Below are 23,283 nucleotides of genomic sequence, written 5' to 3' on the forward strand. Positions count from 1 at the left end.
AGGCTCGAACACGTGAGTGACGTGCTGCATCCCCGTGTTCGTCCGCGCCGACTGCGCTCCACCGCGGCCATGCGGAGGCTGGTCGCCGAGACCCGGCTGCACCCCGCCGAGCTGATCCTGCCGATGTTCATCCGCGAGGGCGCAATTCAGGCGCAGCCCATCGCGAGCATGCCCGGCGTCGTGCAGCACTCCCTCGACTCGTTCAAGGCCGCGCTGCACGAGGCGGCCGAGGCCGGCATCGGTGGCGTGAACCTGTTCGGCGTGCCCGAAGTGCACGACGCCACGGGCACGGGCGCGACCGACCCCGACGGCATCCTCAACGTCGCCACCCGCATCGCGAAGGAAGAGGTCGGTGACACGCTCGTCATCCAGACCGACCTCTGCCTCGACGAGTTCACCGATCACGGGCACTGCGGCGTGCTCGACGAGGCGGGGAACGTCGACAACGATCGGACGCTGGTGCGCTACGCCGAGATGGCGCTGGCCCAGGCATCCGCCGGCGCTCATCTCGTCGCCCCCAGCGGAATGATGGACGGCCAGGTCGCCGTGATCCGCGAGGCGCTCGACGAGAACGGATTCCCGGACGTCGGCATCCTCGCCTACTCGGCCAAGTACGCGAGCGCGTTCTACGGACCCTTCCGCGAGGCCGTCGACAGCCAACTGAAGGGCGACCGGCGTAGCTACCAGCAGGACCCGGCGAACCGCCGCGAGGGCCTGCGCGAGGCGACTCTCGACCTGGCTGAGGGCGCCGACATCGTGATGGTGAAGCCCGCGATGGCGTATCTCGACGTGCTCGCCGACGTGGCCGCCGTCTCCGATGTTCCGGTGTGGGCGTATCAGGTCTCCGGCGAGTACGCCATGATCGAGTCCGCCGCCGCGAACGGCTGGATCGACCGCGACCGCGCGATCCTCGAGACGCTCACCGGCATCCGCCGCGCCGGCGCCGACGCCGTACTCACCTACTGGGCGGTCGAGGTCGCGACCCGACTGCTCGATCGCTGAATTCCCAAGCCAGGTTTCGAGACGCGCGCTCCGCAGGCTCCGCGAGCTCCTCAACCATCGGAGTGAACCGACATGACGACTAACGAAGCAGCATTCGAGCGCGCCCAGCGCGTCATCCCCGGCGGGGTCAACTCGCCCGTGCGCGCGTACCGCTCGGTGGGCGGCGCGCCCCGCTTCCTGACGTCGGCGCGCGGCGCCTACGTCACCGACGTCGAGGGCCGCGAGTATGTCGACCTGGTCGCGTCCTGGGGGCCCGCGATCCTGGGTCACGCGCACCCCGAAGTCGTCGAAGCAGTGCGGGATGCCGCAGGCCGCGGCCTCTCGTTCGGTGCGACCACTCCCGTCGAGACCGAGCTGGCCGAGCTCGTCGTCGAGCGACTCGGTGGCGGCACCGCCGCCGGCGGTCTCGTCGACGAGGTGCGCCTGGTCTCCACCGGCACCGAGGCGACCATGACCGCGATCCGCCTCGCCCGCGGGTTCACCGGGCGCCCGCTGCTCATCAAGTTCGCCGGCCACTACCACGGCCACTCGGACGGCCTGCTGGCCGAGGCGGGCTCTGGGGTCGCGACGCTCGCGCTGCCCGCGTCGGCCGGGGTGCCCGAGCCGATCGCCGCGCAGACGCTGGTGCTGCCTTACAACGACCTTGCCGCCGTGCGCGCCGCGTTCGAGCTGCACCCCGGCGAGATCGCCGCCGTCATCGTCGAGGCCGCCGCCGCGAACATGGGTGTCGTGGCGCCGCAGCGCGGGTTCAACGCCGCGCTCACCGAGCTGGCGCACGAGTTCGGCGCGCTCGTGATCCTCGACGAGGTGCTGACCGGCTTCCGCGTCTCGGCGAAGGGCTTCTGGGGCATCGACTCTGCGGAGCTCGGCGTCGAGAGCGACGGTCAGGGCTATCGCACGTTCTCGCAGGAGCCCTACACGCCCGACCTCGTCACCTTCGGCAAGGTCATCGGCGGGGGCATGCCGCTCGCAGCGCTCGGCGGCCGCCGCGAGGTGATGGAGTACCTCGCGCCGGTCGGCCCCGTCTATCAGGCGGGCACGCTGTCGGGGAATCCGCTCTCGGTGGCCGCGGGGCTCGCGACCCTGCGCCTGGCCGACGAGGCCGTCTATGCGCGTCTCGACGAGGTCAGTGCGCTGCTGCAGCAGGAGGTCTCGGCCGCGCTCGCCGCAGCCGGTGTCGAGCACACGATCCAGCGCGCGGGGAACCTGTTCTCTGTGCTGTTCGCGCCGACGCCCGCCGTGAACTACGCCGAGGTGCAGGCGCAGCAGGCGTTCCGCTTCGGGCCGTTCTTCCACAGCATGCTCGACCAGGGCGTCGCCCTGCCGCCGAGCGTCTTCGAGGCCTGGTTCGTCACCGCCGCGCACGACGAGGCCGCCCTCGGCCGCATCGTCGAGGCGCTGCCCGCGGCGGCGCGCGCGGCGGCTGAGGCATCCGCCTAGCCCACCGCCCACACAATCGAGTACGCAGTATTCGCGCTCATGGGCGCGCCTTTGTCGCGAATACGGCGTACTCGACGCGGGAAGGGCCCGCATCCGCGACGCGGAATGAGGAGCACGGCAGACTAGAGCCATGGCCGATCTGCACGTGCACCGCGACCGCCTCGAAGTGCGCCTGAGCGCAGCCGAGAAGGTGCTCGCGCTGCGCAGGGACGACCTCGTGATTCCCCGCTCGGCCATCCGCTCGGTCGCGATCACCCAGGACCCGTGGATCTGGATCCGCGGGGTGCGGGTGCCCGGCGCCGCCATTCCGCTCACGCTCGCGATCGGCACCTGGAAGTACCACGGCGGGAAAGACTTCCTGATCGTCAAGGGCAAGTCGCGCCCGGCCGTGGTGATCGACATCGCGCAGGACGACCTCGCGGGCGGCGACGGCGACGGCGAAGGCACCCCCAAAGCTGAGAAGACCGCGATCGCCGACGGCTATGACCGCGTGATCGTCTCGACCACCCACGCCGCGAAGCTCATCGAAGCGCTGCGCGACCCCATCGGCGCCGAGAGCAACGGCACCGGCGAGAGCTGAGCGCCGCGCCGGCTACGCCGTGGTCGCGGCGATCACCGTGAGGCCGAGTCCGACGAGCGGGGCGAGACCCTGCGTGAGCGCGGCCGCTGCGAAGCGGCGCCCGAGTGTGAGAAGAACGAGGGATGCCGCGAGCATGCTGCCCGTGCTCAGGAAGACGAGTGCGTACCCGGCGTCGTGGGGCGGCCGGCCGGGGCTGCTCACCGTCAGCAGCACCACCCCGATGATCGCGCCGACCGCGAGGAACAGGTTGTAGAAGCCCTGGTTGTAGGCGAGTTCGGCGGTGGAATCCGCCTGCTCCTGATCGGCGACGTTGAAGCGGCGCCAGACGACGGGACGCCGCCAGCCGAAGCTCTCCATCCAGAAGATGTAGACGTGCAGCACGGCGGCGAGGCAGACGATCACGCACGCGATGACGAGGATCATGCCTCAACTGTGCCTCTCGAGCGCCGCGCGCCGGCTACGACACGTCGCGGCGCCACGTGGTGAGGCATCCGATCACCGTCACGGCCGCGCCGTAGACGATCAGCATCAGCCCGCCGTGCTGCCAGTCGAGGTGGGCGACGACCATCGTGCCCTCCGCACTGTTCTGCAGGTCGAGGAAGCTCGCGCCGACGAGCGCGTCGCTCGAGGCACCGGGCAGGAACTTCGCCGCGTCGGCGGTCGGCACCGAGAACGCGGCGGCGAGGCGCAGCAGCGGCTCGACGAACTGCGTGAACGCGAGGATCGTCACGATGACCGCGGCCTGGCTCGGCACCAGCACGCCGAGGCCGACGCCGACGAATCCCCACAGCGCCATCGCGGCCAGGGCGCGCACGAACAGGTGCCACGTGCTCACCTCGCCCAGCTCGGGGTCGAGGCCGAAATGGCGCAGCGCGAGTGCGCCGCCCGTGACCGAGGCCGCGAGCGCCAGCACCCCGTAGCCCGCGCCGAAAACCACGGCAGAGCAGATCTTCGCCCACAGCACCTGGAAGCGGTGCGGGTTCGCGAGGAAGGTCGGCGTGATCGTCTGGTGGCGCCACTCGCCGGCCGTCACGAGCGCCCCGAACAGCACGGGGAAGACGTAGCCGATCGAGGTCGCGAAGCTGTAGAGCGGCGGGGCGAGGTCGCCGAAGCTCGGCACGTGGCCGCCGCGCGCCTCGATCGCCCCGCTCTGCAGCCCGGCGAAGAGCGTGCCCAGGCCGCCCGTCAGCGCGCCGAGGTAGACGAGCAGCACGAGCGCGAGCACCCACCACAGGTGCGTCGTGAAGATCTTGGTGAACTCGGCGCGCACCGCGGCGAAGGGCCCCATCACAGGCCGCCCTCGCCGACGAGCTCGATGAAGGTGTCCTCGATGGCGCCGGCTTGGGTGGCCGGGCGCAGCTGGCTCAGCTCGATTCCCGAGGTGAAGGCGAGGTGCCCGAGGGATGCCGCGTCGGCGCCGCTGACGAGGAATCCGTCACCCGTCTGCTCGAACGCGAGCCGCGCGTCGGCGAGGGCGTGCGCGAGCACGTCGCGGGTGGGCGAGTCGACGATGACGGCGGGTGCGGATGCCTGCCCCGCACGGCCTCGAGCGCTCGCCAGTCCCGCGAGTTCGCCGGCGTAGACCAGCCGACCTTTCGCGATCACGATCACGTCGTCGACGCTCTGCTGCACCTCGCTGAGCAGGTGCGAGCTGACGAGCACGGTGCGGCCCTCTGCGGCGAGACGGCGCAGGAACTGGCGGATCCAGCGGATGCCCTCCGGGTCGAGGCCATTGATGGGCTCGTCGAGCACGAGCACGCCGGGGTCGCCGAGCAGCGCGAACGCGAGGCCGAGCCGCTGGCGCATGCCGAGCGAGTAGCCGCCGACGCGGCGGTCGGCGTGCGCGGCGAGGCCGACCGTCGCGAGCGCGGCGCTCACCCGGCTCGCGGGCACCCGGCCGGCCTGGGCGTAGACGCGCAGGTGGTCGCGCGCACTGCGGCCGGGGTGGAAGCTCGAGGCCTCGAGCGCCGCGCCGACGGTCATGAGCGGGCGGCTGAGGCGGCGGTAGCGCACTCCATCGAACGTCGCGCGGCCGGAGGTCGGTCGCACCAGGCCGAGCAGCATGCGCAGGGTGGTCGTCTTCCCCGCGCCGTTCGGGCCGAGGAATCCGGTCACCCGCCCGGGGTGCACCGAGAACGTGAGGTCATCGACCGCGGTGACGTGGCCGAAGCGCTTCGTGAGGCCCGCGATCTCGATGGTCGCGCCGCGGGGCGCAGTGTTCCCAGGCATGGCCCTCCTCGTCGGGGTCGGCGGCGGGGGTGGAGCATTTCCACCCTAACCGCCTGGCCCCCGAACGGGGGAGGGGGTGTGCTGCGTGGCCTAGAGCGCCGAGATCGTCCAGCCCGCGGTGTGCGACTCGCCCGGAGCGAGCACGATCAGGTCGGTGCCGGAGTTGAAGGCATCCGGTGGGCAGGTCATGGGCTCGACCGCGAGACCGACACGGTGCAGCTCGGGGTGCAGCTCAGGCTGCGGCTGGTCGGCGGTGTGCACCTGCACCCAGGGGCACACCGCGTCCCAGGTGATCGCGACGCCCTGGCCGTCGGCCGTGCGCACCTCGACGGACGCATTGCCTGAGGCATCCCGCGTCAGCGACGTGAACGCGTGGTCGATGAAGACGTCGCCGATCGTGCGCGCCTCGCGGAAGTCCCACGCGCCCTCGTTCGCCGTGTCGACGGATGCCAGGCCGAGCGGCAGCAGCGTGTCGGGCGTGACCTCGAGGACCTCGTCGGCCGGCAGCAGCAGCGACCAGTCGTCGACGTGGCCGTCGCCGGCGACGAGATAGGGGTGCGGTCCGGTGCCCCAGGGCGCCGCGTCGGGGCCGCTGTTCGCTCCCGTGATCGCGGAGTAGAGCCCACTCTCGCGCAGCTCGTAGACGACCTCGACCTCGATCCGGTGCGGGTAGCCCGGCTGCGCGACGATCGTCGCGGCGAGCGTGACGCGCGAGGGAGTCTGCTCGATGGCGCCGAAGTCGAGCCAGCTGGCGAGCCCGTGCAGGGCGTTGCCGCGTTCCGGCTCGGTGAGCGGCACCTGCTGCAGGACGCCGTCGAAGCGGTAGGCGCCCCCGCCGATGCGGTTCGGCCACGGCGCGAGCGCGGCGCCGCGGTAGGCCGGGCGCACGGTGTCGGCGTCGAACGGCACGACGAGGTCGCGGCCCTGGAACGTGAGGGAGCGCAGCGTGGCGCCGACCGACGCGATCGTGGCGCGGTATTCGCCGAAGGTGAGCTCGTACTGGGTGCCGGACAGTGGGCGCGTCATACGGCAACGCTATCGGCTGAGAGGGGGCCGGCGCCGGTCGGGAACGTCGTCGCGCGGCCTCACCCCTGCGGATCTATCGGATGTCGGAGGCGGTACCTAATATGCGAGGGTGCCTCGACTCCACCGCCCTCGACCCCTGCGCCGCCGTCTCGCGCTGGCTGCTGCGTTCAGCGCGCTGATCACGCTGGGAACGGCAGGAGTCGCGGTCGCGTCGCCCGCGCCATCGCCGTCGTGGCAGCAGGTGCCCTCCGGCCCCACTGGGGCCCAGCTGCCCGGCGCCACCGCCTTCGGCGACACCCCCGGCTCGACGCCTGAGCAGGTGACCTTCGTACTGAGGGGCCGCGGGATCGCGCAGCTGCAGCAGGCAGTGCTCGCAGGCGCAGTCGGCGGCCCGCAGCACCGGCTGTCGGTGAGCCAGTTCGCCGCCAGCTACGGGCAGACCTCGCGCACGATCGGTGCTCTGACGAGCTATCTGGCTCGTTACGGCATCCGCTCGACCGTGCTCGCGAACAGGCTCGACGTGCAGACGTCGGGTACCGCGTCGGCTTACGACCGCGCGCTCAACGTGAGCCAGAAGCAATATCGGATTCCTGGCCGCCCCGGTCGCCACGGTGAGAAGCCGGGCCGCACGCAGAACGTGCACGCGCCGACGCGGGCGCCGCAGCTGCCGCGCGATCTCGCCCAGAGCGTGACCGCGATCTTCGGGCTGAGCAACTACGCCGCGTTCCAGAGCAACGTGCTGCCGCAGACGCTGCCGGCGTCGGGTGCAGCGGCAGCCGCGGCGCCTGGGGCGCTGCCCACGAAGGCCGCGCCCGTGATCAAGCCCGCCACCGTCGCCGCCGCGGTTCGGAAGACCGGCGTGATCTCTGAGGAAGAGTGCGCGGAGATCACGCTGGGGCTGCCGCGGGACTGCAACCTTCCGCAGGACTTCGCGACGCAGTACGGCTTGACGGGGGTCGGCCGCGGCGCCGACGGCACCGGGCAGACCGTCGGCATCGTGACCTTCGCCGCGCTCGATGAGGGCTCGCCCGAATACTTCTGGCAGAGCCTCTCCGAGACGCCGCAGCGCCCCCGCACCGTCACCGTGCGCAACGTCGACGGCGGCCCCAGCGCGGTCGACAGCGCGGACTCCGACGAGACCGACCTCGACGTCGAGCAGGCGGGCGGTGTCGCGCCCGGCGCGAACATCGTCGTCTACCAGGCGCCGAACACCGACCTGGGCGGCATCGATGCGCTGTTCCAGGCCGCCGTGGAGAACACGGCGGGGTCCGTGAGCATGAGCTGGGCGAACTCCGAGACGCTCGTCGCCTGGGCTCAGGCCACCGGCGCCGCGCCGAACGGGTGGCGTGACGCCTTCGATCTCGCGTTCCTCGAGCTCGCCGCGCAGGGCCAGTCGACCTTCGTCGCGAGCGGTGACTTCGGCGCCTATACGTCCTATGCGGAACCCGACCTCATGACCACGAACCTGAGCGTCAACGCCTTCGCCGCGAGTCCGTTCGTCACGGCCGCCGGCGGCACGACGCTGCCGTTCAGCGTCGAGCTGTACGGCTCCACCGCCGATGTGCACGAAACCCTCGCCGTGCCGACGGAGCGCGCGTGGAGCTCGGCGTACCTGTGGGGGCCGACCTCACGCCTGTACGAGCTGAGCTTCCAGGACGCCGCGATGGCGTTCGTCGACGGCGGGGGCGGCGGCTACAGCCAGACGCAGCCGATGCCCGCGTATCAGCGGCTGGTCTCGGGCAGCCAGAGCTTCACGGCCGTGCGGAACCTGACCTCGACGACTCCGAAGAGGCTCGCGCCGGGGCTGACGCTGCCCACCGACTGGGTCGCCAATCCGACGCCGGCCATCGTGCACGGGCGCGCCACGGGCCGTGCGATCCCGGATGTCTCCGCCGACGCCGACCCGGAGACGGGGTACCTCGTCTACTCGCCGCTGTACGGCGGCATCATGCCGGTCGGCGGCACGAGCATCGTCGCCCCGCAGCTCGCGGGAGCCGCAGCGACCATCAACCAGGCGAACCGGGGGCGCGGCGGGTTCTGGAACCCGTCGATCTACCGGGCGGCCGCCGGGCGCACCTCGCCCTTCACGGCGCTGAGCACCACCGGCGGGGGCAACGACAATCTCTTCTATACGGGCACGCCGGACATGCGCTACAACCCGGCGACAGGGCTCGGAACGCCGAACCTCGCGAAGCTCGCCGCCGTGCTGCGCCGTTAGTGCGGGTCGCGGTCCGCGCCACGGAACGACGCCGCACGCGCGCCGCGCCCCCGGCCCGATAGCGTTCTTCCTGGTGACTGCCCAACCCGAGACCGTGCCAGAGGCCCAGCCCTCGCCCGAACTCCCGCGCGTGCTGGTGATGATCCCGACCTACAACGAGCGGGAGAACGTCGAGTGGATCGTCGGCCGCGTGCGCTCCGCGCAGCCCGACGCCCACGTGCTCGTCGTCGACGACGCGTCACCCGACGGCACGGGCGAGCTCGCGGACGCGCTCGCCGCCGCCGACGGCCACGTGCACGTGCTGCACCGCCCGGGGAAGCAGGGCCTCGGCCGGGCATACATCGACGCGATGCGCTGGGGCATGGCGCGCGGCTTCACGATCCTGGTCGAGCTCGACGCCGACGGATCGCACCAGCCCGAGCAGCTGGGGCGCCTGCTTGAGCGCGCGGGTGCCGCGCAGCTGGTGCTCGGGTCGCGATGGGTCGCGGGCGGGGCGGTCGAGAACTGGCCGTGGTACCGGCAGGCGATCTCGCGCGCGGGCAGCGCCTACGCCCGCTTCGTGCTGAGGCTCGGCGTGCGGGACGTCACGGGCGGGTATCGCGCCTTCCAGGCATCCGCTCTCGACAAGCTCGACCTCGGCACGGTGCACAGCCACGGCTACGCGTTCCAGGTCGACATGCTCGTGCGCGCCGTGCGCGCCGGCCTCACGGTCGCCGAGGTGCCGATCACGTTCGTCGAGCGGGAGCGCGGGGCGTCGAAGATGTCCGTCGGCATCGTGGCCGAGGCGATGCTGCGGGTCACCTGGTGGGCGATCGCCCGAAATCGCCGCTGACCGCGTCGGCACCCCGGCCTAGGCTCGAAGCATGACTGAAACCTGGCACGACCCCTATGCAGAGCTCGCCCAGCTGCGCGAGTTCGGGTCCTTCACCGTCACGAGTTCCTCCGTCGACCACGGCCAGCCGATCCCGGCCGTGCACCGCTCGCCCGGCCAGGGTGGCTCGTCCGTCTCACCGCAGCTCTCGTGGTCGGGCTTCCCGGCCGAGACGAAGAGCTTCGCCGTCACCCAGTTCGACCCCGACGCCCCCACCGGGTCGGGCTTCTGGCACTGGGCCGTCTTCAACATTCCGGCATCCGTCACCGAGCTCGACGAGAACGCGGGCGCAGAGGGCGGCGCGAACCTGCCCGCCGGCGCCGTGATGTTGCGCAACGAGCTCGGCCAACGCGCCTACACCGGAGCCGAGCCGCCCTCGGCCACCGGAACGCACCGCTACTTCACCGTCGTCCACGCCGTCGACGTCGAGAGCCTCGACGTTCCCGAGGACGCGAGCCCCGCCATCCTCGGCTTCAACCTGCACTTCCACACCCTGGCGCGCGCGATTCTGGTGCCGACGGCTTCGGCCGACGACGCGAGCTGAGCCGCGAGGGGCGCACTTCCCCTCGAGGGGCACACGATTCTGGCCGGATCGTGTGCCCCTCGCGCGTTTGTGTGCCGCTCAGGCGGGGCGCCGCTCGCGAGGCGCCGTGGCCGCCGACGGTGAACAGAACGCTCGGCCCCGGAATCACGATCAGCACAAAGGCGGCGGCGCCGAACGTGAGCAGCGTTGTGGGGGAGGGCATGTCAACAGAGTGGGAGTGGAGTGCCCCTCGGTAGGGTGACCACGTGGAAACGCATCGCCTCCGAGTCCATCGCAGCGACGAGAACCTGGCCAAGGAAGACCAGCTCGCCTGGAAGATCGCGCAGCTCGCGACCGACCAGACCCCCGTCGACGACGACGTGACCGAGATGGTCGTCAACAGGGTCATCGACAACGCGGCGGTGGCCGCGGCATCCCTCGTTCGCCCTGCTCCCTCCGCCGCGCGCGCCCAGGCGCTCGCGCACCCGGTCTCGATCGGGGGAGCGGGTGCTACCGTCTTCGGCACCGCGTTGAACCGGCGCGCCTCGGTCGAGTGGGCGGCGTGGGCGAACGGCGTCGCGGTGCGCGAGCTCGACTTCCACGACACCTTCCTCGCCGCCGAGTACTCGCACCCGGGCGACAACATCCCACCCGTGGTCGCCGTGGCGCAGCACGCGGCCGCGCGCGGTCTCACCGGCGCCGACGTGGTGCGCGGCATCGCCACCGGCTACGAGGTGCAGATCGACCTGGCCCGCGCGATCAGCCTGCACAAGCACAAGATCGACCACGTCGCCCACCTCGGGCCGAGCGCGGCGGCCGGCATCGGCGCGCTGCTCGGGTTGAGCGCCGACACGATCTATCAGGCCATCGGCCAGGCCCTGCACACGACGACCGCCACGCGCCAGTCGCGCAAGGGCGAGATCTCGTCGTGGAAGGCCTATGCGCCGGCGCTCGCCGGGAAGGTCGCGATCGAGTCGATCGACCGGGCCATGCGCGGCCAGACCAGCCCGACGCCGATCTGGGAGGGCGAAGACGGCGTCATCGCCTGGCTTCTGGACGGGCCGGATGCCTCGTATGAGGTCTCGCTGCCAGGGGCGGGCGAGCCCAAGCGCGCCATTCTCGACTCGTTCACCAAAGAGCACTCGGCCGAGTACCAGGCCCAGGCCTGGATCGACCTCGCCCGCAAGCTGCACAACGAGTACCCGCTGATCTTCGACGACCCGGCGCGCATCGAATCGATCGTGCTGAAGACCTCGCACCACACGCACTTCGTGATCGGCTCTGGCGCGAACGACCCGCAGAAGTACTCGCCGGACGCCTCACGCGAGACCCTCGACCACTCGGTGCCCTACATCTTCACCGTCGCCCTGCAGGACGGCGGGTGGGACCACGAGCACTCCTACGACCCCGAGCGCACGCACCGCGCCGACACGGTCGAGCTGTGGAAGAAGGTCACGACGGTCGAGGACCCCGAGTGGACCCGCCGCTACCACTCGCTCGACCCGAAGGAGCAGGCCTTCGGCGGCGCGATCGAGGTGCGCTTCACCGACGGCTCGGTCATCACCGACGAGATCGCAGTAGCCGATGCGCACCCCTACGGTGCGAAGCCGTTCGCGCGCGAGGACTACGTGCGAAAGTTCCGCACGCTGGCCGAAGCCGCCCTCGAGCCGGAGGAGATCGATCGGTTCCTCGACATCGCGCAGCGCCTTCCCGAGCTGACCGCCGACGAGCTCGGGCAGCTGAGCTTCACCGCGAAGTACGGCCACCTGGCGCAGGCATCCGTGCCTGACGGCCTGTTCTAAGAAGGGCGACATGCTCTACGCGAAGCAGACGGCCGCGGCCAAGCGCGCGGCGTTCCGCGAGCGGCTCGCGAGCGGTGAGCTGCTGCGCTTCCCCGGGGCGTTCAACCCGCTGTCGGCGCGGCTGATCGAGCAGCGCGGCTTCGACGGCGTGTACGTCTCGGGCGCGGTGCTGTCGGCCGACCTCGGGCTGCCCGACATCGGCCTGACGACGCTGACCGAGGTGGCCGGGCGCACGAAGCAGATCGCGCGCATGACCGAGCTGCCGACGCTAGTCGACGTCGACACGGGGTTCGGCGAGCCGATGAACGTGGCGCGCACCGTGCAGGAGCTTGAGGATGCCGGGGCGGGCGGCATCCACATCGAGGATCAGGTGAACCCCAAGCGCTGCGGCCACCTCGACGGCAAAGAGGTCGTCGACGACGAGACGGCGATCAAGCGCATCCGCGCCGCCGTCGACGCCCGCCGCGACCCGAACCTGCTGATCATGGCGCGCACCGACGCGCGCGGCGTCGTCGGGCTCGACGGCGCGATCGACCGCATGAAGGCGCTGGTGGATGCCGGGGCCGACGCGATCTTCCCCGAGGCGATGGCCACCCTCGACGAGTTCGCCGCGGTGCGGGCATCCGTCGATGTGCCGATCCTGGCCAACATGACGGAATTCGGGAAGTCCGAGCTGTTCACGGTGTCGCAGCTGCGCGACGTCGGCGTCAACATCGTCATCTGGCCGGTGTCGCTGCTGCGGCTCGCGATGGGGGCGGCGCTGCGCGGGCTCGACGGGCTCGACACCGCAGGGTCGCTCAAGGGCCTCACCGGCCAGATGCAGCACCGCGCAGACTTGTACGAGTTGATCGACTACCAGGGCTACAACGCGTTCGACTCGGGCATCTTCAACTTCGACGTCTCTCGACCGACCGATGGCTGAGGAGCTCGCGTAGCCTGCGGAGCGCGCGTCTCGACACCCAACCAGCTCAAGGAGGAGCCATGACTGACCAGACCGAGATCCACAAGGGCCTCGCCGGCGTCGTCGTCGACACGACCGAGATCTCGTCGGTCAATCAGGAGACGAACTCGCTGCTGTACCGCGGCTACCCCGTGCAGGAGCTCGCCGCGAAGTGCTCGTTCGAGCAGGTCGCCTACCTGATCTGGCACGGCGAGCTGCCGAACGCGGAAGAGCTCGCGGCGTTCGAGGCCGTCGAGCGCGGGCAGCGCGAGCTGCGGCCCGAGGTGCGCGCGCTCATCGAGCAGACGCCGGTGTCGGGGCATCCCATGGACGTCCTGCGCACCGCGGTCAGCCTGCTCGGCGCGCTCGAGACCCGGTTCCCCGATGACGAGCGCAGCGACTACGAGAAGTCGGTGCGGCTGTTCGCCCAGCTGCCGGCGATCGTCGCCTATGACCAGCGCCACCGTCACGGCATGGACCCGATTCCGGCGCGCGAGGACCTCGACTATGCATCGAACTTCCTCTGGATGACCTTCGGCGAGCTGCTCGACCCCGTCGTCATCGACGCCTTCCGGCAGTCGATGGTGCTCTACGCAGAGCACTCGTTCAATGCATCGACGTTCACGGCCCGTGTCGTCGCCTCGACGCTCTCCGACCTGCACTCGGGCGTCGTCGCCGCGATCGCCGCGCTCAAAGGTCCGCTGCACGGCGGCGCGAACGAGGCCGTGATGGCGACCTTCGCCGAGATCGGCTCTGCCGCTCACGTGCAGGAGTGGCTCGACGACGCGCTCGCGAACAAGAAGAAGATCATGGGCTTCGGCCACCGCGTCTACAAGAACGGCGACTCGCGCGTTCCGACGATGAAGGCGGCGCTCGACGCGCTCGTCGAGCATTACAACCGGCCGGATCTGCTCGAGCTCTACACCGCGCTCGAGCAGGCGATGGGCGCGGCGAAGAACATCAAGCCGAACCTGGACTACCCGTCGGGCCCGGCGTATCACCTGATGGGCTTCGACACCCCGACGTTCACCCCGCTGTTCGCGGCGGCGCGCGTCACCGGCTGGACGGCGCACTTCATCGAGCAGCAGGCGCACAACAGTCTCATTCGGCCGCTCTCGAAGTACGTCGGCCCCGAGCAGCGCGCGGTCTGAGGCGCCGCCTGCCTCTTCGAGTACGCAGTACTCGCGGCCATACGCGCCGCTTGAGCGCGAGTACTGCGTACTCGTGCGCAAACCCGGGGCGACGCGCGGCGACGCAACGCGAGGCATAGCGCGGCGCGCTGACGAGCGCTGTCAGTCGCGCGGGTTAGCGTGAGCGCATGACGTTGACGGATGCCTCACCCTCGGCCTGGGCCGAAAAAGAGGCATCCGACCCGGCATCCGCGCCGGCCGTCACCGCCGCGCCGCTCTCTACCGCGCCGCTCTCGACCACCTACGCGCCTGCCGAGCCCATCGACCTTCGTGCAACGCTGGCGCCGCTCGGCCGCGGGCCGTACGACCCGACGACCCAGTGGGACCCCTCGCACCACGCCGTCGTCTGGCGCACCTTCACGACGCCTGACGGCCCGGTGACCCTGCGGCTCGAGCAGGGCGGCCGAGCTGCGCCGATCACGGCGAAAGCCTGGGGCCCCGGCGCTGAGTGGGCGATCGACGGCGTGCCGAAGCTCTGCGGCGCAGGCGACGACTGGTCGCAGCTCGACCTGTCCCGGCATCCGTTCTTGGCCGAGACCCTGCGCCGGAACCCAGGACTGCGCCTGCCCGCCACGCGCCGCGTCTTCGAAGCCATGGCGCCCGCGATCTTCGAGCAGAAGGTGACGAGTCTCGAGGCCTACCGCGAGTGGGCGCGGCTCGTGTCGCGCTTCGGCACCCTGCCGCCCGGCCCCGCGCACCTCATGCCCCGCAACCTGCGGGTCGCGCCGACGCCCGAGGTGTGGCGCGCGATTCCGAGCTGGGAATGGCACCGGGCCGGCGTCGACCCGACGCGCAGCCGCACGCTCGTGGAGGCGGCCGCCCGTGCACAGGCGATCGAGCGTGCCGCCGACGGCCCGAACCCGATCGCCGCCCTCACCAGCCTGCGCGGCATCGGCCCGTGGACCGTCGCCGAGACCCTGCAACGCAGCCACGGCCACCCCGACCAGGTCTCGGTCGGCGACTATCACGTGTCGCACTTCGTCGGCTACGCGCTCGCGGGCGATCGCCACTGCGATGACGAGGGGATGCTCGAGCTGCTCGTCCCCTGGGCGGGGCAGCGTCAGCGCGTGGTTCGGCTCATCCTGCTCAGCGGGCAATTGCCTGAGAGACGCGGCCCGCGGGCGACGATCACCGATCATCGGCGTCGCTAGAAATATCCTGGCCACATGGCCCGTGGGGAGAGCGATCCGAGCGCTGACGCGCGCAGTTCCGGCACCCCGGAAAGCAGCCCTGAAAGCGAGCTGCAGAGCATCGCGGCCGCGGCCATCGACCAGGTGCGCCAGTGGCTCGCTGAGCCCCCGCAGCAGTGGCCGAGCGGTGCCCGGCGCCTCGCCGAGCTGCTGCGCGACGAGGGCGGCCTCGACTTCGCGGTGCAGTTCGTCGACGGCGTGGCGCGGCCCCGCGACCTGACCGTCGCAGCGCGGAAGCTGCACGAGCTCTCGGGCCGCGTGCCCTCCTCGCTGCACGGCGGGCTGCGCACCGCGCTCGGCCTCGGCGGCCAGCTCGGCCCGGTGCTGCCGTGGGTCGTCGTGCCCGCCGCCCGCGCGGCTCTGCGGCGGCTCGTCGGGCATCTGGTCGTCGACGCGACCCCCGCGAAGCTCGGCCCCGCTCTCGCCGAGTTGCGCAAGGGCGGCCACCGCCTGAACCTCAACCTGCTCGGCGAGGCGGTGCTCGGCGAAGAGGAGGCGGGGAACCGGCTCGCAGGCGTCCGTGAGCTGCTTGAGCGCCCCGACGTCGACTACGTGAGCGTCAAGGTGAGCAACGTCGTCAGCAACGTCAACCTGTGGGGCTTCGACGACGCGGTGGCGCGCATCAGCCAGCGCCTCGTTCCCCTCTATGAGCTCGCGGGCCTCGGCGGCGAGACCTCGGTCGCGCCCGGCCGCGGCAAGTTCATCAACCTCGACATGGAGGAGTACCGCGACCTCGATCTCACCATCGCGGTCTTCAAGCGCGTGCTCTCGAACCCGCGCCTCGCGCACCTCGAGGCCGGCATCGTTCTGCAGGCCTACCTTCCCGATGCGCTGGACGCGCTGCAGGACCTGACCGAGTGGGCCCAGGCGCGCAGGGCGGCGGGCGGGGCCCCGATCAAGGTGCGCCTCGTCAAGGGCGCGAACCTGCCGATGGAGCGCGTCGACGCCGAGCTGCACGGCTGGCCGCTCGCCACCTGGGGCAGCAAACTCGACACCGACGTCAACTACAAGCGCGTGCTCGACTGGGCGCTGACCGCCGAGCACACGGATGCCGTGCGCATCGGCGTCGCCGGCCACAACCTGTTCGACGTCGCGTTCGCGTGGGAGCTCGCGGGCAGGCGCGGCGTGCGCGACCGGATCGATTTCGAGATGCTGCTCGGGATGGCGACGGATGCTGTCGCCAGAACCGTCGGAGGCCTGACGCTCTATACGCCCGTCGTCAGGCCGGAGGAGTTCGACGTCGCGATCTCGTACCTCGTGCGGCGGCTCGAAGAGAACGGCTCGCCCGAGAACTTCATGTCGGCGCTGTTCGAGCTGACCGGCGGCGCCGGCGCGAACGCCGACGAGTACTTCGAGCGCGAGTGCTCCCGGTTCCTCGACGCGGTCGAGCGCTACGACGCGGTGCGCGAGCCGATCGGCGCGGCGCCCCTGCCGAACCGCCGGCAGGACCGCGCCCGCGAATGGCAGGACGAGAACGCGACCGCGCTCTTCCACCCGCACGTCGACCCGGTCGACCCCGCCCGCCAGGCCTCCCGCGACGCGAGCCTCACGATCGCCGTGCTCGGGCTGCCGCACGACAGCGCGTGGGTTTCCGCAGACACCCGCCGAAAGGACGCCTTCGCCCCGCCGCCACCCGCCGAGTGGCAGGCGCGCGGCGACCGCCAGACCTTCCGCAACGTCTCTGACACCGACCCGGCGCTCGCCGCGAACCGAGCGTGGGCGAAGCGCCTGCTCAGTCGCGCCGCCGGCACCGACCTCGGCATAGCCGGTGTCGTCGCCGCCCGCGTCGCCGACAGCGGCAAGCTCGACCAGCTGATCGGCGCCGTGCGCGCCGCCGGGGTGCGGTGGGCCCAGGCCCCCGGCAGCGAGCGCGCCGACGTGCTCTCGCTCGCCGGCCTCGCGATCTCCGCCAACCGCGACCAGCTCATCGAGGTCATGGTCGCCGAGACCGGCAAGACGCTGGCCGAGGCCGACGTCGAGGTCAGCGAGGCCGCCGACTTCGCGCACTACTACGCGGCGCTCGCCCGCGAGCTCGACACCGTGCAGGGCGCGCGGTTCGAGCCGAGTGCCCTCACCGTCGTCGTTCCGCCGTGGAACTTCCCGGTGTCGATTCCCGCCGGCGGCATTCTCTCGGCGCTCGCCGCGGGCAGCGGCGTGATCGTGAAGCCCGCGCCGCAGGCGAAGCGCTGCGCCGCGGTGCTCGTCGACGTGCTGCACCGGGCCGGCATCCCGCGTGACGCCCTCGCGCTCGTCGACATCGACGAGGCCTCGGAGCAGAGCAAAGAGCTCATCACCGACACCCGGGTCGACCGCGTCGTGCTCACCGGGTCGTTCGAGACCGCACAGCTGTTCCGCTCGTGGCGCCCCGACCTGCCGCTGCTCGCCGAGACGAGCGGCAAGAACGCGATCATCGTCACGCCGAGCGCCGACTACGACCTGGCCGTCGCTGACATCGTGAAGAGCGCGTTCGGCAACGCGGGGCAGAAGTGCTCTGCGGCATCCCTTGTGATCCTGGTGGGCTCCGTCGCCGACGACGCGCGTTTCCGACGCCAGCTGATCGATGCGACGCGCAGCCTGCGCGTGGGGCAGGCGACGGATGCCTGGGCGCAAATGGGCCCGCTCATCGAACCCCCTTCAGAGAAGCTGCACTGGGCGCTGACCGAGCTCGACGAGGGCGAGACCTGGCTCGTGCGCCCCAAGCCCGTCGACCGGGACGGCATCGAGCCGGGGCGGCTGTGGTCTCCCGGCATCAAGACCGGGGTCGCCCCCGGCAGCCGCACGCACCTGACCGAGTTCTTCGGCCCGGTGCTCGGCGTGATGCGGGCGCGCACGCTGAGCGAGGCGATCGCGCTTCAGAACGCCGTCGATTACGGCCTCACGGCGGGCCTGCATTCGCTCGACCCGCGCGAGATCGGGCAGTGGCTGGGATCGGTCGAGGCCGGCAACCTCTACGTCAACCGCCACATCACGGGCGCGATCGTGCAGCGCCAGCCGTTCGGCGGCTGGAAGAAGTCGGCGGTCGGCCCGACGGTCAAGGCGGGCGGCCCGAACACGCTGTTCCCGCTCGGCAGCTGGGTCAGCGTGCCCGGCGAGCAGAGCAACAGCCTCCATCTGCGCGGTCTCGACCACGACGTGCAGCAGCTCATCGAGCTCGGGCAGTCCGAGATGTCGTACGCCGACTTCGACCTCGTGCGCCGCTCGGCGCTGTCGGATGCGATCGCGTACGCGACCGAGTACGGGCGGGTGACGGATGCCTCGGGCCTCGCCGCCGAGCGCAACCTGTTCCGCTACCGCCCGGTGCCCGTCAGCATCCGCCTCGGACCGGACGGCACGCTTCCCGAACTGCTGCGCGTGCTCGCGGCGGCCTGCGTCTCGCGTGCGCGCTACGACGTGTCGACCAGCACGCCGCTCCCCGCGGGGATCGCCGCGTGGCTCGAGGCGCACAGCGTGCCCGTCAAGGTCGAGGAGGACGAGGCCTGGCTCGCGCGCCTCACCTTCCGGCCCGAGACGATCGAGGTCGGCGGCCCCGCTGCTCACCCGAAGCCGATCCACCGGATCCGGCTCATCGGCGGCAACGGGCTGGCTGCGGCACGGGCCCTGCGCGGCGACCCCGAGGTCGCGATCTATGACGCACCCGTCACCGCGTCAGGGCGCGTCGAACTGCTGCCGTTCTTCCGCGAGCAGGCGATCTCGATCACGAACCACCGCTACGGCGCGGTGGGGAACCTGACGGACGGCCTCATCTGAGAGAGCGCGACACTACGAGAGCTCGGCCTTGATGGCGGCGACCACCGCGCGCTCCGCATCCTTCGCGGGGACCCCGAGGTTCGCGGCCTTGCGCGCGAACTGCGTGGCCGCGGCCTGAAGCTGCTGCTGGATCGCATCGCCCTGCTTCGCGATGAACGACCCCCGCCGGCCGAACGTCTCGACGATTCCGTCTTCTTCGAGAAGGCGGTAGGCGCGGGCCACCGTGTTGACCGCGATACCGAGCTGATCGGCCAGCCTGCGCACGGTCGGAAGCTTCGCTCCTGGGGGCAGCGAGCCGTCGCGAACCCCGCTCAGAAGCTGGGTTCGCACCTGCTCCGAGGCGGGTGCAGGGTTTGTGCCGTCAATTCTCAGTTCCATGCCAGATTTCCCCCGTTGATGGTCCCGGCAGCCGTGAGGCGGTGGTCGAGCACGTACGTCCCCACGCGAACGTGCACGCCCCATTTGTGCAGGTCACTCCATATATCCAACAGGGGATGCCTGACCGGCTGCAACCCGAAACCTTGGAATCCCCGGCGAATGCCCGGCGTAGCAGCGCATCAATTTGGTGTCTTACGCAACAGTGCCGCACGACCTGTCTACCTGAGGGTTTCGGTGCAGAGCCTCTGCATAGAGTTCCGGACGGCCCCGACGGCGGGGCTCTTGGCCATGGGCCCGCTGGTCGTCCCCTTTCGACCGGCACGAACGCCCGCTGAGAACGACCGAGTACTCCCTCCCCGACCCGAAAGCGGCGCGGCGGCTCCCTTTGCCCCGCGCCGAGCCCGAAAGAGATGCGCCCCTCCCTGCCTACCCACCCGACTCACGGCTGGCTTCGCAGGCGATCCGCTCGCCTGCTCGCCGGTACGACTCTCGCGATCACCGGATGCCTCGCCATCGCCATCCCCGCCCACGCCGCGACCGCGGCCGCGTCCCCGGTGCACGCCGCCGCTGCGGCATCCGTCACCGTCGCTCACTCGGCCTCATCGGCCGCGCTGACCTCGTCGGCCAAGTCGGTCGAGATCCAGTCGCTCGACGTCTCGAGCAAGGTCACCGCGCCTCAGGCCGAGCTGGAGACCTTCACCGCAACCCCGCCGAACGTGCCGCAGGAGCTGCACACGGCGGCTCCGCAGACCGACTCGGCAACGCTCACGTCGACCGCGAGCGCGCTCGGCGCTGCGCCCGGCCAGCGCCTGCGCATCGTCGGTGCGGCGCTCAGCTATCTCGGCACGCCGTACGTGCTCGGCGGTGCGAGCAAGTCCGGCATCGACTGCTCGGGGCTCACCATGGTCGCGTACGCCACCGTCGGCATCCACCTCGCGCATTATGTGCCGACTCAGGACGGCGTCGGCCACCGCATCAGCGCCTCGCAGGCCAAGCCCGGCGACCTCATCGTGTTCGACAACGAAGAGCACGTCGCGGTCTACCTGGGCAAGGGACTGCTGGTCGCCGCGCCGGAGCCCGGCCGCAACGTGCAGATCGAGCCGGTCAGCAAGTGGTCCGGAATCGGCTACCACTTCACCCGCATCCTGGGCGACTGAACCGGCCGAGCTCGCTCGTCTCGTGCGGCTCGCTCTTCCCGTGTGACCCCGGCCTTCTCGTGGGCGCGGGAATTGTGCTTCCCGCGCATCGAACGCCGGTGATTGTTGCTCACCACCCCAAATCTGGGAGCGCCCCGTGGAGTCCCGAACTGGGGGTCTGATAGGTTCGCCAGGTCGACCTTCGGGTCGGCGCTTCGGGGGACAGAGCAACACGGGCCGTAATGCCCCGGCGGCTGAGGGAGAAGAGCTATGGCGAGACGGAGGATCGACGCGTCCCTTGATGCATTCGATGCTCTGATCGCCGACCTGGCAGACGCCGGCGAGATCGCCACCTCAGAGGTCGCCGCCCTGCACGACCAGCACGAGATCCCGCAGACGCGCGAGATCCCCGTGCAGGTCATGAACCGGTGGGCCGCCGTCGCTCTGAACACGCCCGCCGTGATCGAAGCGCCGCTCGAGGCATCCCCGGCCCCAGCTTCGGCCGCACCTGCTTCTGCCGCCCCCGCTCCCGGCTCCAGCCCCGTCGAGCTGCCCGACCGGCCGCAGCCCATGACGCGCCGCGAGGCGCGTGCGCTGCGCGAGGCCGAAGAGCAGCTCGCCGCGGTGCGCAGGATGCCCGACGCGGTCAGTCCCGATCGTGGTGACACTGCGGCCATCGACGTCGAGCCGGTGATCGCGGCCGACCCCACGGCTGTGACGGAGTCCGCTGTCGAGGCCGAGAACGCCCGCCGCACGGAAGATCTGATCCACTCGCACCGCGTGCGGCCGGCGTCGTTCGACCCGAAGCCCGCCCGTGTCATCACGGCCGCGGCCGCGAAGCCGAAGCGCCAGAGCGCCCGTCGCACCCTGGCAGCGGGTCTCGGGGCCGTCGTGCTGATCCCCTCGCTGTGGCTCGTCGTTCCCGCGACCGCCCAGACGCCAGGGCCCGCGACGGTCGACGCGCACGGGCACACGGCGCAGCAGATCCTGCAGATCGCCGACAACGTGACCTCGCCGACCCTCGACGACAACGACTACGCGGCCACCGCGATCGCCGCGATCGTCGAGAAGGAGGGCGGCGGCGACGTCGGCACCGCGGCCCCCGCGATCGTCGACGCGCTCGCCGCGGGCGGCACCCGCGCGCGGATCGTCGAGACGGCGCTGAGCTACATCGGCACGCCGTACGTCCTCGGCGGCAGCAGCCATGTCGGCATCGACTGCTCGGGGCTCACGATGCAGGCCTACGCCGCGATCGGCATCACCCTTGCTCACTACGTGCCCACGCAGGACGCGCGCGGCACCGTGATCACCGAGGCGCAGGCGAAGCCCGGCGACCTGGTGGTCTTCGACAACGAGGACCACGTCGGCATCTACCTCGGCGAGAACCAGGTGATCGCCGCACCCGCGCCGGGCCGCCGCGTCTCGATCGAGTCGGTCGACGTCTGGCGCCCGGTGGGCATCCACTTCACGCGCATCCTGCCCGCGGGGAAGTAGCGCGTCGGCCGCTCGATCGGCTCGCCCTCCTTTCGGCGCGCGCGCCGAGCGCCTAGCCTCGATGCGATGCGCACCTTCTTCGGGCAACCCTGGGCGCTCGTGCATCTCTTCGGTGTCGAGATGTGGGAACGCTTCTCGTTCTACGGCATGCAGGGCATCCTGCTCATCTACCTGTACTACTCGGCATCGCAGGGCGGCCTCGGCATTCCGCAGACCACGGCGGCCGGCATCGTGGGCGCCTACGGCGGCGCGGTCTATCTCTCGACGATCATCGGAGCGTGGGTCGCCGACCGCCTGCTCGGCAGCGAGCGCGTGCTGTTCTTCAGCGCGATCGTCATCATGCTGGGCCACATCGCGCTGGCGCTGATTCCCGGCGTGCTCGGCGTCGGGGTCGGCCTCGTGCTGGTCGCACTCGGCTCCGGCGGGTTGAAGGCGAACGCGACGAGCGTCGTCGGCACGCTGTATGAGGCCGGCGATCCGCGGCGAGACGCCGGCTTCAGCCTGTTCTACCTCGGCATCAACCTCGGTGCGTTCTTCGGGCCGATCCTGACCGGGCTCCTGCAGTCGACCATCGGCTTCCACTTCGGGTTCGGCCTGGCCGCACTCGGCATGTTCCTCGGCCTCGCGCAGTACTCGTTCGGGCGCCGCGAGCTTCCCGCCGTCGCCCGCGAGGTGCCCGACCCGCTGCCGCGGCGCCGCTATCCGCTCTGGATCGGCGTCGCGATCGCCGCCATCGTCCTCATCGCGGTGCTCGTGCTCACGCACGTGATCCGCGCCGAGTACCTCGCCCAGATCGTGATCTGGGTCACGGTCGCCGCGGCGATCGTCTACTTCGCGGTGATCCTGTCGAGCAAGGACATCACTGCCGACGACCGACGCCGCGTCTTCGGCTTCATCCCGCTGTTCGTGGCATCCGTCGCGTTCTGGTCGCTGTATCAGCAGCAGTTCACGGTGCTGACCATCTACTCCGACCAACGGCTCGACCGCTCGCTGTTCGGGTGGGTCATGCCGGTGTCCTGGGTGCAGTCCATCAACCCGGTGTTCATCATCATCCTGTCCGGCGTGTTCGCCGCCATCTGGGAGAAGCTGGGCTCCAGGCAGCCCGCCACGCCCTACAAATTCGCCGCGGGCACCGCGGTGATGGGAGCGGCGTTCCTGCTGTTCCTGCCGTTCGTCGGCGGCGGCAAGAACTCCACGCCGCTGCTCGCGCTCGTCGGCATCGTCTTCGTCTTCACGGTGGCCGAGCTGCTGCTGTCGCCGGTCGGGCTCTCGGTGACGACGAAGCTGGCGCCTGCCGCGTTCCAGACCCAGATGGTGGCGCTGTTCTTCCTCTCCGTCGCGCTCGGCACGGCGATCTCGGGCGAGCTGTCGGCGCTGTACTCCGCACGCACCGAGGCGGCCTACTTCGGCATCCTCGGCGGCATCGCGATCGTCCTCGGGCTCGCGCTCGCCGCGCTGACGCCGTGGGTGAAGCGGCTGATCGCGCCCGTGCGCTGAGTGACGTGCGTCGGGCGGCG

19 protein-coding genes are annotated in these 23,283 nt (G+C 70.9%); 14 read left to right on the forward strand and 5 right to left on the reverse strand.

Going from position 1 to position 23,283, the window contains the following annotated elements:
• Positions 1 to 21: 21 nt before the first annotated feature.
• The 3 genes from hemB to ABD736_RS11485 all read left to right on the forward strand — a co-directional run bounded on the left by hemB (position 22) and on the right by ABD736_RS11485 (position 3,022).
• Positions 22 to 1,002 carry a porphobilinogen synthase gene (gene hemB, locus ABD736_RS11475; protein WP_344792251.1) on the forward strand — a complete coding sequence of 327 codons (981 nt, stop codon included), beginning with the start codon at positions 22 to 24 and terminating at the stop codon, positions 1,000 to 1,002.
• A 72-nt stretch (positions 1,003 to 1,074) separates the two neighbouring features.
• Positions 1,075 to 2,442 (forward strand): glutamate-1-semialdehyde 2,1-aminomutase, encoded by a 1,368-nt coding sequence (hemL, locus tag ABD736_RS11480; RefSeq protein ID WP_344791901.1) that lies wholly within the window; start codon positions 1,075 to 1,077, stop codon positions 2,440 to 2,442.
• A gap of 130 nt (positions 2,443 to 2,572) precedes the next feature.
• Entirely contained in the window at positions 2,573 to 3,022 is a 450-nt protein-coding gene (locus tag ABD736_RS11485; RefSeq protein ID WP_344791902.1) for a hypothetical protein, read from the forward strand.
• A 12-nt stretch (positions 3,023 to 3,034) separates the two neighbouring features.
• Here ABD736_RS11485 and ABD736_RS11490 read toward each other — a convergent pair whose 3' ends face one another.
• From ABD736_RS11490 to ABD736_RS11505, 4 genes are all read right to left on the reverse strand, one after another.
• Positions 3,035 to 3,445: a DUF1304 domain-containing protein gene (locus ABD736_RS11490; RefSeq protein ID WP_344791903.1), complete on the reverse strand. Its 411-nt coding sequence runs from the start codon at positions 3,443 to 3,445 to the stop codon at positions 3,035 to 3,037.
• A 34-nt stretch (positions 3,446 to 3,479) separates the two neighbouring features.
• Complete coding sequence (locus tag ABD736_RS11495) at positions 3,480 to 4,313, reverse strand: ABC transporter permease (protein ID WP_344791904.1); 834 nt, start codon at positions 4,311 to 4,313, stop codon at positions 3,480 to 3,482.
• The gene (locus ABD736_RS11500) at positions 4,310 to 5,251 is read right to left on the reverse strand and encodes an ABC transporter ATP-binding protein (protein WP_344791905.1); all 942 of its coding nucleotides are present in this window, start codon (positions 5,249 to 5,251) and stop codon (positions 4,310 to 4,312) included. The genes ABD736_RS11495 and ABD736_RS11500 overlap by 4 nt, the downstream gene beginning before the upstream one ends.
• Positions 5,252 to 5,341: 90 nt before the next feature.
• The gene (locus ABD736_RS11505; protein WP_344791906.1) at positions 5,342 to 6,277 is read right to left on the reverse strand and encodes an aldose 1-epimerase family protein; all 936 of its coding nucleotides are present in this window, start codon (positions 6,275 to 6,277) and stop codon (positions 5,342 to 5,344) included.
• Between the two features lie 109 nt (positions 6,278 to 6,386).
• Between ABD736_RS11505 and ABD736_RS11510 the strand changes: the two genes are divergently transcribed.
• The 8 genes from ABD736_RS11510 to ABD736_RS11545 all read left to right on the forward strand — a co-directional run bounded on the left by ABD736_RS11510 (position 6,387) and on the right by ABD736_RS11545 (position 18,758).
• A complete protein-coding gene (locus tag ABD736_RS11510) occupies positions 6,387 to 8,495 on the forward strand; it encodes a S53 family peptidase (RefSeq protein ID WP_344791907.1) in 2,109 nt (702 codons plus the stop codon).
• A 73-nt stretch (positions 8,496 to 8,568) separates the two neighbouring features.
• On the forward strand, positions 8,569 to 9,327 hold the full coding sequence (locus tag ABD736_RS11515; RefSeq protein ID WP_344791909.1) for a polyprenol monophosphomannose synthase: 759 nt from the start codon (positions 8,569 to 8,571) through the stop codon (positions 9,325 to 9,327).
• Between the two features lie 31 nt (positions 9,328 to 9,358).
• On the forward strand, positions 9,359 to 9,910 hold the full coding sequence (locus ABD736_RS11520; protein WP_344791910.1) for a YbhB/YbcL family Raf kinase inhibitor-like protein: 552 nt from the start codon (positions 9,359 to 9,361) through the stop codon (positions 9,908 to 9,910).
• Positions 9,911 to 10,155: 245 nt separating this feature from the next.
• Positions 10,156 to 11,691, forward strand: coding sequence for an MmgE/PrpD family protein (locus ABD736_RS11525; protein ID WP_344791911.1), 1,536 nt, complete (start codon positions 10,156 to 10,158; stop codon positions 11,689 to 11,691).
• 10 nt (positions 11,692 to 11,701) lie between these two features.
• Positions 11,702 to 12,613 carry a methylisocitrate lyase gene (gene prpB / locus ABD736_RS11530; protein ID WP_344791912.1) on the forward strand — a complete coding sequence of 304 codons (912 nt, stop codon included), beginning with the start codon at positions 11,702 to 11,704 and terminating at the stop codon, positions 12,611 to 12,613.
• A gap of 59 nt (positions 12,614 to 12,672) precedes the next feature.
• Positions 12,673 to 13,782 carry a bifunctional 2-methylcitrate synthase/citrate synthase gene (locus ABD736_RS11535; protein WP_344791913.1) on the forward strand — a complete coding sequence of 370 codons (1,110 nt, stop codon included), beginning with the start codon at positions 12,673 to 12,675 and terminating at the stop codon, positions 13,780 to 13,782.
• A gap of 167 nt (positions 13,783 to 13,949) precedes the next feature.
• Positions 13,950 to 14,972 carry a DNA-3-methyladenine glycosylase family protein gene (locus ABD736_RS11540; RefSeq protein ID WP_344791914.1) on the forward strand — a complete coding sequence of 341 codons (1,023 nt, stop codon included), beginning with the start codon at positions 13,950 to 13,952 and terminating at the stop codon, positions 14,970 to 14,972.
• A 15-nt stretch (positions 14,973 to 14,987) separates the two neighbouring features.
• Complete coding sequence (locus ABD736_RS11545; protein WP_344791915.1) at positions 14,988 to 18,758, forward strand: proline dehydrogenase family protein; 3,771 nt, start codon at positions 14,988 to 14,990, stop codon at positions 18,756 to 18,758.
• 12 nt (positions 18,759 to 18,770) lie between these two features.
• Here the strand turns inward: ABD736_RS11545 and ABD736_RS11550 are convergent, their stop codons facing one another.
• A complete protein-coding gene (locus ABD736_RS11550; protein ID WP_344791916.1) occupies positions 18,771 to 19,220 on the reverse strand; it encodes a GntR family transcriptional regulator in 450 nt (149 codons plus the stop codon).
• A gap of 326 nt (positions 19,221 to 19,546) precedes the next feature.
• On the opposite strand from ABD736_RS11550, the gene ABD736_RS11555 reads away from it, so the two are divergent.
• The 3 genes from ABD736_RS11555 to ABD736_RS11565 all read left to right on the forward strand — a co-directional run bounded on the left by ABD736_RS11555 (position 19,547) and on the right by ABD736_RS11565 (position 23,263).
• Complete coding sequence (locus ABD736_RS11555) at positions 19,547 to 20,293, forward strand: C40 family peptidase (protein WP_344791917.1); 747 nt, start codon at positions 19,547 to 19,549, stop codon at positions 20,291 to 20,293.
• 249 nt (positions 20,294 to 20,542) lie between these two features.
• Entirely contained in the window at positions 20,543 to 21,766 is a 1,224-nt protein-coding gene (locus ABD736_RS11560; RefSeq protein WP_344791918.1) for a C40 family peptidase, read from the forward strand.
• A 66-nt stretch (positions 21,767 to 21,832) separates the two neighbouring features.
• Positions 21,833 to 23,263 carry a peptide MFS transporter gene (locus tag ABD736_RS11565; protein ID WP_344791919.1) on the forward strand — a complete coding sequence of 477 codons (1,431 nt, stop codon included), beginning with the start codon at positions 21,833 to 21,835 and terminating at the stop codon, positions 23,261 to 23,263.
• Positions 23,264 to 23,283 lie beyond the last annotated feature (20 nt).

The sequence above is a fragment of the Gryllotalpicola daejeonensis genome, assembly GCF_039538145.1.
Classification (GTDB): Bacteria; Actinomycetota; Actinomycetes; order Actinomycetales; family Microbacteriaceae; genus Gryllotalpicola; species Gryllotalpicola daejeonensis.